General features: G+C 41.3%; 10 protein-coding genes. 4 read left to right on the top strand and 6 right to left on the bottom strand.

The annotated features are described in order from the left end of the window. Positions 1-206: 206 nt before the first annotated feature. Positions 207-986 carry a class I SAM-dependent methyltransferase gene (locus QUB80_RS26720; RefSeq protein ID WP_289792511.1) on the top strand — a complete coding sequence of 260 codons (780 nt, stop codon included), beginning with the start codon at positions 207-209 and terminating at the stop codon, positions 984-986. A 38-nt stretch (positions 987-1,024) separates the two neighbouring features. Here the strand turns inward: QUB80_RS26720 and QUB80_RS26715 are convergent, their stop codons facing one another. From QUB80_RS26715 to tig, 4 genes are all read right to left on the bottom strand, one after another. Beyond that, positions 1,025-1,945: an alpha/beta fold hydrolase gene (locus tag QUB80_RS26715; protein ID WP_289792510.1), complete on the bottom strand. Its 921-nt coding sequence runs from the start codon at positions 1,943-1,945 to the stop codon at positions 1,025-1,027. Between the two features lie 103 nt (positions 1,946-2,048). Further along, on the bottom strand, positions 2,049-3,389 hold the full coding sequence (gene clpX / locus QUB80_RS26710; protein WP_289792509.1) for an ATP-dependent protease ATP-binding subunit ClpX: 1,341 nt from the start codon (positions 3,387-3,389) through the stop codon (positions 2,049-2,051). 9 nt (positions 3,390-3,398) lie between these two features. After that, positions 3,399-4,094, bottom strand: coding sequence for an ATP-dependent Clp endopeptidase proteolytic subunit ClpP (clpP, locus tag QUB80_RS26705; protein ID WP_289792508.1), 696 nt, complete (start codon positions 4,092-4,094; stop codon positions 3,399-3,401). A gap of 221 nt (positions 4,095-4,315) precedes the next feature. Then, on the bottom strand, positions 4,316-5,749 hold the full coding sequence (gene tig, locus QUB80_RS26700; protein ID WP_289792507.1) for a trigger factor: 1,434 nt from the start codon (positions 5,747-5,749) through the stop codon (positions 4,316-4,318). An 836-nt stretch (positions 5,750-6,585) separates the two neighbouring features. Here tig and QUB80_RS26695 point away from each other — a divergent pair. The 3 genes from QUB80_RS26695 to QUB80_RS26685 all read left to right on the top strand — a co-directional run bounded on the left by QUB80_RS26695 (position 6,586) and on the right by QUB80_RS26685 (position 10,731). Beyond that, on the top strand, positions 6,586-7,629 hold the full coding sequence (locus QUB80_RS26695; RefSeq protein ID WP_289792506.1) for an aspartate-semialdehyde dehydrogenase: 1,044 nt from the start codon (positions 6,586-6,588) through the stop codon (positions 7,627-7,629). Positions 7,630-7,789: 160 nt separating this feature from the next. Continuing rightward, positions 7,790-8,671 carry a 4-hydroxy-tetrahydrodipicolinate synthase gene (dapA, locus tag QUB80_RS26690; RefSeq protein ID WP_289792505.1) on the top strand — a complete coding sequence of 294 codons (882 nt, stop codon included), beginning with the start codon at positions 7,790-7,792 and terminating at the stop codon, positions 8,669-8,671. 287 nt (positions 8,672-8,958) lie between these two features. Next, a complete protein-coding gene (locus tag QUB80_RS26685; protein WP_289792504.1) occupies positions 8,959-10,731 on the top strand; it encodes a ribonuclease J in 1,773 nt (590 codons plus the stop codon). Between the two features lie 160 nt (positions 10,732-10,891). On the opposite strand, the gene QUB80_RS26680 is transcribed toward QUB80_RS26685, so the two are convergent. After that, positions 10,892-11,245, bottom strand: a complete 354-nt coding sequence (locus tag QUB80_RS26680) for a hypothetical protein (RefSeq protein WP_289792503.1) — start codon at positions 11,243-11,245, stop codon at positions 10,892-10,894. 149 nt (positions 11,246-11,394) lie between these two features. After that, positions 11,395-12,591: an anion transporter gene (locus QUB80_RS26675; protein ID WP_289792502.1), complete on the bottom strand. Its 1,197-nt coding sequence runs from the start codon at positions 12,589-12,591 to the stop codon at positions 11,395-11,397. Positions 12,592-12,845 lie beyond the last annotated feature (254 nt).

The raw sequence follows: 12,845 nt of genomic DNA, 5'->3' as shown, positions 1-12,845 counted from the left end.
GGGTAATGTAGTGAAATCCTTCCTTCAATAGTAGAACATTAGTTCTGATAATCCTATAACTTCCATAGTAGTTTTAAAAACGATCGCCCATCCTACAAAAAATATTATGAAAGTTGTAGAGTGTAAAAAATAGCGCGATCGCAGTCCTTTGAATTTCTCTCTCTGTTTCTCTGCGCCTCTGTTGTTCAATTTTTTAACTACAACTGATGAGCCAAAATCACCCCGCATCCACACCCCTGCACACACTCAACCCCCTGAATCGCTTTTCCGATAGAGTCGAGGATTATGTCAAATACCGCCCAAGCTACCCAGCCGCAGCCATTGATAAAATCTTGGAAGGGTTAGCACCTCCCTCCCAACTGGTAGCCGCAGATATTGGTGCGGGTACAGGAATTTCTTCGCGGTTGTTAGGCGATCGCGGCGTTAGAGTAATCGCCATTGAACCAAACGCAGCCATGAGAGAAGCGGCTGAACTTCATCCTTTAGTTGAATTTCGGGATGGAACAGCAGAATTTACCCACCTCAACGATGCTTCTGTGGATTTGGTAACTTGTTTTCAAGCTTTCCACTGGTTCAATCCCCAGCCAAGTTTATCTGAGTTCCGCCGTATTCTCAAGCGATTGGGACGATTAGCAGTAGTGTGGAATAACCGCGACAAGGAAGATACTTTGACTGTGGAATATAGTCGCTTGATACGTGCAGCGTCGAATAATCATCCAGCCGAGTCGCGGATGCAGACAGTAGAACCACTATTTGTAACTAAGCACTTTGTTAATATTCGTGAATACACGTTTGTCTATAAACAAGAGTTAGATTTAACTGGACTTATTGGGCGTGCGATCAGTGCTTCTTACGTTCCGCGTCAAGGTTTAGCTTACGAACAACTTATTTCTGGTTTGCAAGAATTGTATGAGTGCTGTTGTGATGAGCGTGGTTTTATTGACATGGTTTATCGTACCAGCGTTCATCTTGCCGAGCCAGCATAATTCTGTAGAAAGTCGGGAAAAGCTGAGATCTCACGCTTTTAACCGACTTGCACTTGTGGTGTGTGAATTTGTAAAAAATCTCCTACTGTCCGCAAATAAGTGGGGGCATCTTCTAACATTGGAAAATGAGCTGTCTTGGGAATCACCACAAACTCTATTTTGTCGTTTAATGCAGCTGCTTGACGTCCCATCTCGGCGGGGATAATTTTATCGTACTCCCCTGATACTATCAATGTTGGTGGCGTTATTTGAGCAAATTCCTGGGGCATCAACTCCGCAGCAGCTTTGCTAACAGAAGTAAAAATTGTACCTAATGCAGCATCATAATCTGCTATTAGAAAATCTTGCAAGAAAGCGCGACGTTCCTGAGCAGGTATGGAGCTATACAAAAATCGCGCCATAAACATTCTGTCTACAAATGGTATTTTTTCTAACCATTTAGGACGAAACTTAACCACGTAGCCGCCAAATTTGTAAAAGGCTGCAAACGCTTTTTCATCATACTCAAAAATCCCGCTACACGTTAAAATTGCTTTTTCCACGCGATCGCTGTAACGGTTAAGAAACAAAGTTCCAACAGAAGCACCCATCGAATGAGCCTGGATATAGGTACGTTGAATTTTTAACTCACCTAACAACGTTGCCAAATCGTGCGCATATTCTTCTAATTCGTAGGTTAGTTCTCTTGCTGCTTCTGATTCTTGCTGCGGTGAATGCGATTCAATGACTGCTTCACTAGCTTGAGCTACAGCAGTAGGTTTACCACGAGAACGTCCAAATCCCCGCAGATCGTAAAGCAAACAATCAAATTGTTCTGATAGAGCTGCGGCAGTACTTCGCCAGTAACGAGCCGAACCAGCCCAACCGTGAATGAAAACCATCACTGGCTTTTCTAAGGCAGATGATTTTCGTATCCATTCATAGTAGTGCTCAACGCCACGAACATTAATGTATGGCATCTGAGAGTTTCGAGTTCTAAGTTTTGAGTTCTTAATTTTTTGCTAACGGCTAATAGTTAATAGCTAATAGGCAACTAGCTACTAGCAATTAGCAATTGATACTTTAAGCTGATTCTGGCTTAGGCATCGTGGACGGATGCATAATTAGTTCGGCAGTGGAACGTTTTTCCACCATCTCCTTCGTTACTGTACAACGAGTCACATCTTTACGAGACGGCAACTCGTACATCACATCCAGCATCAGTTCTTCAACAATACCACGCAGCGCTCTTGCTCCAGTTTTACGGCGATAGGCTTCTTGAGCGATCGCTCGCAAAGCTTCTTGTTTAAACTCTAACTGGACATTATCCATCTTCAACAGTTTTTGATACTGCTTCACTAAAGCACTACGAGGTTGGGTTAATATCGCCATCAGCGCTTCTTCATCTAACGGATCTACCACCGCTACCATTGGTACTCTACCAATGAATTCTGGAATCATGCCAAACTTAACTAAATCGTCTGGTTCAAGATAGCGGAGAGTGTCTGCTGCCCGTTTTTCTTTTGTCTGCCCTTCTCCTGGTTGCACAAAACCGATTGACTTTTTACCTGTTCTCTGCTCTACTACTTTTTCTAAGCCGACAAAAGCACCACCGCAAATGAACAAGATATTACTGGTATCAATTTGAATACAGTCTTGATAGGGGTGCTTACGCCCGCCTTGGGGTGGCACGTTAGCAATTGTTCCCTCTAACATTTTCAGCAATGCCTGCTGAACACCTTCACCAGATACATCTCGCGTGATGGAGGGATTTTCGCTCTTACGGGCAATTTTATCAATTTCGTCAATATAGATAATTCCCCTCTGTGCCTCTTCGACATCTAAGTCTGCTACTTGCAAAAGTCGCAGCAAGATATTTTCTACATCTTCACCCACATAACCTGCTTCGGTTAGAGTGGTAGCATCGGCGACTGCAAAGGGTACATCAAGGACTTTTGCCAAAGTTTGTGCCAAAAGGGTTTTGCCGCAGCCTGTAGGCCCTATCAGCAGAATATTAGACTTTTGCAGTTCAACGGCATCATCTGTCGCTCCCTTGCCATTATTTTTGGACTGAACCAGTGACAACCGTTTGTAGTGATTGTAAACAGCTACTGACAAAACTTTTTTGGCTTCGTCTTGACCAATTACGTGTTCGTCCAAATATTTTTTAATCTCTCGCGGTTTGGGGATTTGATTTAACGAGAGACTGGCAGAGCGGGTGCGGCGTTTTTGAGGAGGCTCTGACCGAGGTGCTGGTTGTGACGCTGCACTATTGGTATCGAGTAATTCCTCATCGAGGATTTCATTGCACAAGTCAACGCACTCATCACAGATGTAGACTCCCGGGCCAGCGATGAGTTTACGCACCTGCTCCTGAGACTTGCCACAAAACGAACATTTCAAATGGGAGTCGTATTTAGACATACCAGCCTCTTATTTCACAATGGTGACGTTTTCCCCTGCTGTGGGAAGATTTTGTCTATGGATGACCTGATCGATCAATCCGTAATTTTTGGCTTCTTCAGCCGACATAAAAAAGTCCCGTTCAGTATCAGCTTCGATTCTTTCTAATGGTTGACCAGTATGCTGGGCAAGTAACTGATTCAACTTAGATTTATGATAAAGAATTTCTTTGGCTTGTATTTCGATATCAACGGCTTGGCCCTGAGCACCACCTAAGGGTTGGTGAATCATAATCCGGGAATCTGGTAAAGACATTCGTTTGCCAGCAGTGCCTGCACACAACAAAAATGCCCCCATACTCGCCGCTAGACCAAAACAGATTGTGACTACGTCAGGACGGATTTGTTGAATGGTATCATAAATTGCCATGCCTGCTGTGACAGAGCCGCCAGGAGAATTTATGTACAGTTGAATGTCTTTTTCTGGATCTTCAGCGTCTAGAAACAACAATTGGGCAACTATTGAATTGGCAACATTGTCGTCAATTGGCGTTCCCAAAAAAATAATCCGCTCTCGCAGCAGGCGGGAGTAGATATCAAAAGCTCGTTCTCCCATGCCAGATTGCTCTACAACCATGGGAAGTATGTTACTGGGAAGGCTTTGGGAGCGCATTTCAAATTTATTTAAACTGCTGATAGGATAATTTCCCGACTGCGATACAAGCATAGAAAATTTTTGATAACCAAAGAATAACAGCGATTTAGACAGCCTACGCTGACTATGATAGCGATTGGTTTTATGTTGTTAGGTATGTGTTAACCATTATGCCTCATATAAATTCTTCTCGTGTAAACACAGTATCAAGCCAAGGCGGTAAAGTGCGAGGCAATTTATTTAAGTTTCCTTAAATGTTCCGCCTTGGAACGGGAAATGTTACCTTTGGCAAGTTATTGCACTTCTGTTACAGCAATTTCTTCTGCCGGGGAAGTTACTTCGCTTGCTTGTTCCTGGCTTTCAGTGGCTTCTAGTGTTGTTTCCTCTGTCGCCTTTAAAGAACCTTCGGGTACTAGTTCAACTTTTGAGTGTTCTAAGAGCCAGTCGATAGTTTTTTCTGTGATTAGTTCGTTTTCGACGACTTCTTGCAGTCTATCTTGGTCAACCTCTTGCTCTGAGTACTGCTCTAGAAGTTCTTTCACTCTGGCTGCGACTTCTGCCTCACTGACTTTGATAGATTCGCGTTTGCCAATTTCTTCTAGAGCAAGTGATCGCTTCAAACGCTCAACAGCTTCATCGCGAGAACGTTGCCGCAACTGAGGAATAACATCAGGGGTAAACAATTTTTTGATATCTAGCCCTTGCTGCGATAGCCGAATAGCAGTTTGCGTCAACATATTATCGACTTCCTGCTCAATCATTGTTTCTGGCAAATCGACTTCTACATACTTCAACAGTTCCTGAACTAGGGCTTCTTGCTGATTTCCTTTTGTTTTTTGTTCAGCCTCTTTTTGAAATCTTTCCTCTAAAGAAGTACGTAACTCTGCCAAAGTCTCAAACTCACTGACTTCTTGTGCAAAATCATCATCCAATTCTGGCAGTTCTTTTTCCTTAAGTTCTTTGAGGGTGACTGTGAAAATAGCTGGTTTTCCGGCTAGTTCTTCATTGGCATATGGATCTGGAAAGGTGGCTGAAACTTCCTTAGTTTCGCCAGGATTCATTCCGACAATGCCTAAAACAAAGCCGGGAATAAATCTATCTTCTTGTAACTCGACTTGAAAGTCGGTGGCTTCTCCACCGGGAATAGCTTTAAGTTCTGTTGCTTCATCCTCACCCTCAACTTTCGCCAGCACGCCTTTAAAATCTACTACAGCAACATCCCCCAATTGTGCTGGGCGTCCTTCTACAGGGATTAATGTTGCCATTTGCTGGCGTTCGCTTTCTAGGACTTTGTCTACTCGCTCTGGATCGTACTTGATTTCTTCAGCTTTGATTTGCAAATCAGTGTACTGAGCTAAATTAACTTCGGGTGGTACATCAACAGCAGCAGAAATAGTCAGAGCTTTACCTGGTTCATAATTATTAATTAATTCTTCATACGAAGAACGTAATCGCGGTTGCCCGATCGCATTAATGTCCTCTTGTTTTACTGCTTCTGTAATTCCATCTTGAATTAGTTCTTCCAGCGCTGCTGCCTTGATTCGAGTTGCCCCTAGACGCTGCAGCAATATCTGCCGTGGCACTTTGCCTTTGCGAAACCCAGGAATATTGGCAGAACGAGTGAAATTTTGAATTACCTGTTCGTAGGTTTGCTTGGTCTTTTCGGGCGTAATTTCTATTTCCAGACCTATTTGACTGGCGGGAAGTTTTTCCTGGGTAACTTTCATGCTTCGTCTCTATTGCTTTGTTGCTACTATTTCTTTTTGTTACTTTTACCAAAGACGCGATCTGCATAGCTCCTGAAAATAAAGCTCACTCGCATCTCTAGTTTTACGATTTCTAAACTTTGGGGCGGGAGCTACCCCTAAATTTCATCAGCTTTCCCGATGTATGGGTGCTTCTGAATAGAGATCCAGTTTACTGCCAATGCGAAAGCTCTTGATACTCTAGCGCAAATCAGTCTATATTATTTAACCTCCTCAGTAGCTTTTACCAGATAACTGATGGCGTAATATCCTAATTTGCATAATTTGCAACAAGTAGTTGCAATTTGCAATTGCTTGTTGCAACATCTGAGTGAACTGCTGAATCAGGAGAGTTGTTACTACTGCTTAGGTATTACCCAGAGTAAAAATTTGGGTCTCTAGCCTACTGCACTTAATCCATTTGGATCATAGTACATCCATAGTCTAGACAACTTTATATTTTTAATAGGGATTTTGTTGCTAGCTTGGGACTTTACTATCAGTCTTTAATAGCAAAACTGCGATTTGCTGTATAATATATATAATTTATAATTTTGCACTTGGTAAAAAACTAATAGCTAGTTGTTGTAAAATGCAACATTTTTTTTGTAAAAGTAAAAAGTAAGTGAATCACTGTATAAATTAGAAATTAATAGAAATTAAATTTTATTAATGACCAGTATTAGAGTATTCAAAGGGTTATTTAAATTTTTGTGTTGTTATTTTCAGTTAATTTAACTATGAAACATGAGTAAAATCTGAGTTTAGAAAGTTTCCGAGAAAAGTAAAAACTAAAAAGTGTTAAGGAGGAAGCAAATTTGTCTAAATCCTATCGTTTAGCTATTTTAGGAGCGACTGGTGCAGTTGGCAGAGAGTTATTGGAAATTTTAGAAAGCCGTAGTTTCCCCGTTTCAGATTTGAAGTTATTGGCATCAGAACGTAGTGCCGGACAGATGTTACCCTTCAAAGGTGAAAAGATTCGGGTAGAGCCAGTAAGCGATGCAATGTTGGAAAAAGTGGATATATTGCTGGCAAGTGCAGGAGGTTCAACATCCAAAACTTGGGCATCTGTAGCAGTAGAAAAAGGAGCAGTGGTAATAGATAATTCCAGTGCTTTTCGGATGAACTCCGATGTTCCTCTGGTAGTTCCAGAAGTAAATCCCCAAGCAGCAGCAAAACACAAGGGAATTATCGCCAACCCCAACTGCACCACAATTTTAATGGCAGTAGCAGTATGGCCTTTGCATCAAGTCAAACCCGTCAAACGTATTGTGGCTGCAACCTACCAATCTGCAAGCGGTGCGGGTGCGCAAGCAATGGCAGAAGTAAAAACTCAAGCTAGCGCAATTTTAGAAGGCAAAGAACCTACTGCGGAAGTATTTCCTTATCCATTGGCATTTAATTTATTTCCGCACAATTCCCCATTAAATGATTGGGGATATTGTGAAGAAGAAATGAAAATGGTCAACGAAACGCGGAAAATTTTTGACAATCAGCAGATCAAAATTACCGCTACTTGTGTACGAGTACCCGTGCTTCGTGCTCATTCAGAAGCCATAAATCTAGAATTTGAGACACCATTTAGTCCAGACGAAGCCAGAGAAATCCTAAAAGTATCTCCTGGAGTAAAACTATTAGAAGATTGGCAAAAAAATTATTTTCCTATGCCTATGGAAGCAACAGGTAAAGATGAGGTTTTAGTAGGTAGAATTCGTCAGGATATTTCTCAACCTTACGGTTTAGAATTATGGTTATGTGGCGATCAAATCCGTAAAGGCGCTGCGTTGAATGCTGTACAAATTGCTGAATTATTAGTAGAAAAAAAACTACTGCAACCGCAGGCAGCAACATACGTTAGTTAATAGTCAATCAAGTCCATAGCTCATAGTTAGAAAGTCTAGTTATGATAATGTTAGCTGTTTACAATTGACTAATGACTAATGAGTTGAAACATATTTACGGATAGGTGATTAATAGAGAACCACCAAAACAAAACAACGAAGACTCAGGAGTGTAAAAAGGGTGGTAGATTTTGGTAGAGTTCTAACCGCAATAATTACGCCGTTCAAAGAAGACGGTAGTGTAAATTATGATATTGCAGCACAACTGGCAGAACATTTAGCAAACAATGGTACAGAGACAGTTGTGGTATGTGGCACAACAGGAGAATCTCCTACTTTGAGCTGGGAAGAGGAGTACCAATTGTTTTCCACTGTCTTAGAAGCAGTGGCAGGGAAGGCATTGGTAATGGCAGGATGTGGTTCTAATTCCACGAAAGAGGCGATCGCTGCGACCCAAAAAGCAGCTAAAATAGGAGTACACGGTGCCTTACAAGTTGTTCCTTATTACAATAAACCACCGCAAGAGGGTCTTTACCAGCATTTTCAAGCCATAGCCTCTTCTGGTGACTTGCCTATTTTGATATATAATGTACCAGGTCGTACTAGTCAAAATCTTAGCCCCGAAACAGTTGCTCGGCTAGCAGAAATTGAAAATATTATTGGTATAAAAGAAGCTAGTGGAAATTTAGACCAAGTCAGTGAAATTCGTCGCTTGACACCAAAAGAATTTCAGATTTACTCTGGAGATGATTCTTTAACATTGCCGATGTTAGCAATCGGGGCAAAGGGTGTAGTTAGTGTTGCTTCTCATCTAGTAGGTAATGAACTACAGCAGATGATTCAATTATTGAATTCGGGTAAAATCAAAGCTGCTACTGACATTCATCTGCGACTATTCCCTCTATTTAAAGCTTTGTTTGTCACAACAAATCCAATTCCAGTTAAAAAAGCACTACAAATTCAAGGGTGGCAGGTTGGTTCTACTCGCCCACCATTATGCGAAGCTGACGTAAAAGTCACTCAAAAGTTAGAGGCAGTTATGAAGGAACTTGGTTTAATTTAGCAGGAACTGCCAGAAACTAAGAGACTTTTATAATTAGAAGCCATAATCAGTATTATAAGTAATTTTAGCAGTGTGACAGGTATAATTCCTGTGCTACTAAAGAAAAATTACCGTTGAATCTGCTTGGTCAAAGTACATTTTTATTGAAGATTACCAAACAATAAAACATTCAGATAAAAACTAGACTAGTTCCTCGACTTCTTAACTAACTTAATAGACAGATATTCTCAACTGTCTTAAAAGACTTCTAAATTCCAACATTATTTACAGAACAATCTAAGGAGAAAATGACTAAAAACGAAAACAATTCCGCCTTAAAAATTATTCCATTAGGCGGCTTACATGAAATTGGCAAAAATACCTGTGTTTTTGAATATGATGATGAGATTATTCTGTTAGATGCAGGTTTAGCATTTCCTACAGATGGAATGCACGGAGTTAATATTGTCCTCCCAGACATGACATACGTGCGGGAAAATCGTCACAAAATTAAAGGCATGATCGTCACTCACGGTCATGAAGATCATATTGGTGGAATTGCCTTTCACCTCAAGCAATTTGAAATTCCCGTAATCTATGGTCCCAGATTAGCAATGGCAATGCTAGAGGGCAAATTAGAAGAGGCTGGGGTACGCGATCACACCGAATTAAGAACCGTTCTTCCCCGCGATGTGGTGCGAATTGGCAAACACTTTTTTGTGGAATATATTCGCAATACCCACTCAATTGCCGACAGCTTCAGTGTTGCTATTCATACACCACTCGGTGTAATTATCCACACGGGAGATTTTAAATTTGACCACACTCCTGTGGACGGCGAACGTTTTGATTTGCAGCGATTAGCCGAACACGGTGAAAAAGGTGTTCTTTGCTTGATGAGTGATTCAACTAACTCAGAAGTACCTGGATTCACCCCCTCAGAAAGTTCTGTCGCTGCTAACCTTGATAGAGTTTTCTCTCAAGCCTCTGGAAGACTTTTTGTCACCACCTTCGCCTCTAGCGTACACCGTATCAACATCATTTTGCAGTTGGCGCAGAAGCATAATCGTATCGTCGGGGTAGTTGGACGTTCGATGCTGAATTTAATTGCCCATGCTCGCAACCTTGGTTACATCAAATGTAAAGATGATTTGTTGCAGCCACTGAATGCAATCCGCAATATACCAGATGAAAACGTATTAATTTTGACAACTGGTTCCCAAGGCGAACCGATGTCAGCCCTGACACGCATAGCTAACAAAGAACATCCTCATATCAAAATTCGACAAGGAGACACAGTAGTCTTCTCAGCTAACCCAATTCCCGGCAATACGATAGCTGTTGTCAACGTCATCGATAAATTGATGATGCAAGGTGCGAATGTAGTTTACGGCAGAGAAAAAGGCATTCACGTCTCCGGTCACGGTTGTCAAGAAGACCAAAAGTTGATGTTAGCATTGACTCGTCCCAAGTTTTTCTTACCCGTTCACGGCGAACATCGAATGCTGGTGAAGCACTCCCAGACAGCTCAAAATATGGGTATTCCCGCCGAGAATATGGTGATTATTCAGAATGGTGATATTGTGGAATTGACACAAGAATCCATTGCTGTGGCGGGCAAAGTGCCATCAGGTCTAGAATTGGTCGATACTTCTAGCTCTGGCATGGTTAGTGCTAAAGTCCTGCAAGAACGGCAAAAGATGGCAGAGGAAGGTATTGTTACCATTGCCACCGCCATTGATTGGAGTGGCAAGTTGATGGCAAAACCAGAAATTCACCTGCGGGGTGTAGTGACAAGCATTGAGCGATCGCTTCTGCAAAAGTGGGTACAACAGCGGATCGAAGAAATACTCAGTGTGCGCTGGACAGAATTTGCTCAAACTTTTGATGGCGAACAGCCAGAGGTGGATTGGGGTGGATTGCAAGAAGTGCTGGAGCGGGAAATGGCGCGTTCCATCCGTCGCGAATTGCAATGTCAGCCATCTGTAACATTACTGATGCAAATACCAGACGAGCCTCCCGTCAAAGTTGCCGATGGTAGAAGGCGGCGTACACGTACTGCTGCTCAGGTAGCATCGTAGTAGCCTCTTTAGCGGAAATTGCTCTCGTTTGTAGAGACGCGTAGCCCCAGGTGTTCCTGGAGAGTAATTTCGCGTCTCTACTGTGTCTTAGAAGTACTTTTCTAGCTAACTCAAATTCTTTTTGAAATAGTTTTTTAGTATAGGGCTACGACGAAGGAACTCAATTAATATCATTATCAAATTCATCAAATTTCACTTCAGTCCCGGTATCAAGCATCAAAGGGTATGGAGAGCGAGGAATGCCTATAGTGGGTGAATCGTCATCATTATTCAACAATGGGAGATAATGAGCTAGCAAAGGATCACGAGGGTTGAGTTTGTTGGCTTGACGGAAGTGGTATATTGCTAAATCCTTCAAGTCTAATCCTAGACAAGCAACACCCATTAAAGAATGATATTCTGCCTCAGAGTCGTTAATTTCCAAAGCTTTACGGAGTATCAAAATTACATCAGCCCAAGCACCTTCTTTTCCACTATCTAAAGCTTGGTTGTAAAGTTCAATATCTTGACGCATGGCAGCATGACAAATCTTTGTATCTATAACTATTTTGATAGAATAAAGTTAAAGCTTGACTTAATGAAATAGTTCTATATTTAATCTTTAATAACCACTATCTGTATCTTTACTTAAACTAGGTAAGGACATTTTTGAATGCTTATTTTTTAGTGAACCCATAGAAAAACTAGAAGCAAAGTTAACAAGGTTATTGGTACGCCAAAGCGCAAATGCTCAAGAAAAGTTAGCTGGTACCCTAACTCAGCAGCTGCTTCTACGACTATCAAATTTGCTACCGAACCAAATAAAGTTAAGTTACCCGCTAAGGTTGATCCTGCTGCTAGTAATAACCAGGATTGAGTATCCTCATTAGGAATTAGGGGTTGTAGCAGAAGTACAGCAGGAACATTAGAAATCAGGTTAGACAAAATTACTGCTACACCCAAAAGTCCAGCAGAAGAGTTAACTGCATAGGTGAAAGGTTTGAGCAAATTTAACTGTTGGGTAACTTTAGTTAAAATAAACAATCCGGAAAACATCACCAACAAGTTCCAATCCACCCTTTTGAGAATACGTTGAGGTTTAACACGACGAGTAACAAGTAGTAAGCTAGCAACAACCAAGGCTGACTCTGCTACAGGTAAACCGACAATAAAGGCAATTAACAATCCAGTGGTGAGTACTAAGGTTTTATAAAAAAGGGGTTTGAAGACGCGTTGTTTACGGATAAATAATTCTGTACAAGGCACAGTTGAGCGTACATTTGGATAAAGCAGGCACAGTAGGATTACTTGAATAGCTAAACCAGTTACAGCAACTGGAGTTAATGCCCTCATAAAATCAAGGAAGCCGATGCCCGAAAAGGAACCAATTAAAATATTTTGGGGATTACCGCTTAAAGTGGCAACAGAACCTATGTTAGTAGCCCCTGCGATCGCCAACAAATAAGGTATTGGGTTCAACCGCAATGCTTGAGTGAGGCTGATTGTCAATGGCGTAAAAACTAGTACTAAGGTATCATTGAGAAAAAAAGCGGAGAGAATGCCACTGCCAAAAGTTAGGGCAATCAATATACCAAAAGGACTGCGGGTAAAGCGCAATAGAAATGAGAGTACTTGTGGAAAAAACCCGGCATAGGAAAGATTGGCATTAACCACCATCATGCTTAACAAAAATACAATGGTCGTAGAATCAATTGCATCCCATGCTTGCCGCAAACTCAGCACGCCCGTCGCAATCAAAAAACCAGATCCTACCAAGGCGATCGTGGCACGGTTCATGCGAAAGCCAGGAACATAACCCAATGCCAATCCCAAGTAAGTAAGCCCTAAAACACCATAAATAGCTAATTTGTCAATTGTCATTGGTTTATTATTGAGCTATTTTTCTCTCATCATAAAAACTAGTATTTATACTTACAGACAATTAATACAAGAAATAGATATGATTTGTCTGCAAATAAGTTTTGTAAATGTTAAATTAATATCTGTCTGTAGGTAGATGTCTTTATTAGAATTTTAATTATGTCAAGTTATGAACAAGATAGCATTATCACACTTCCGATTCCGGGAAAATTGCGATTAACTTGACGTATTAATAAGTAGATTCTGATGCGAGT

Source organism: Chlorogloeopsis sp. ULAP01, from assembly GCF_030381805.1.
In the GTDB taxonomy this organism is placed as follows: Bacteria; Cyanobacteriota; Cyanobacteriia; order Cyanobacteriales; family Nostocaceae; genus Chlorogloeopsis.
The sequence above is the reverse complement of the archived record's forward strand: the minus strand, read 5'-3'. Positions and strand labels throughout refer to the sequence as shown.

Excerpts from the sequence above, each read along its gene's own strand:
- QUB80_RS26675 (WP_289792502.1), bottom strand. The coding sequence starts at position 12,591 with ATGACAATTGACAAATTAGCTATTTATGGTGTTTTAGGGCTTACTTAC.
- clpX (WP_289792509.1), bottom strand. The coding sequence starts at position 3,389 with ATGTCTAAATACGACTCCCATTTGAAATGTTCGTTTTGTGGCAAGTCT.
- clpP (WP_289792508.1), bottom strand. The coding sequence starts at position 4,094 with ATGCTTGTATCGCAGTCGGGAAATTATCCTATCAGCAGTTTAAATAAA.
- QUB80_RS26685 (WP_289792504.1), top strand. The coding sequence starts at position 8,959 with ATGACTAAAAACGAAAACAATTCCGCCTTAAAAATTATTCCATTAGGC.
- QUB80_RS26680 (WP_289792503.1), bottom strand. The coding sequence starts at position 11,245 with ATGCGTCAAGATATTGAACTTTACAACCAAGCTTTAGATAGTGGAAAA.
- QUB80_RS26720 (WP_289792511.1), top strand. The coding sequence starts at position 207 with ATGAGCCAAAATCACCCCGCATCCACACCCCTGCACACACTCAACCCC.
- QUB80_RS26715 (WP_289792510.1), bottom strand. The coding sequence starts at position 1,945 with ATGCCATACATTAATGTTCGTGGCGTTGAGCACTACTATGAATGGATA.
- tig (WP_289792507.1), bottom strand. The coding sequence starts at position 5,749 with ATGAAAGTTACCCAGGAAAAACTTCCCGCCAGTCAAATAGGTCTGGAA.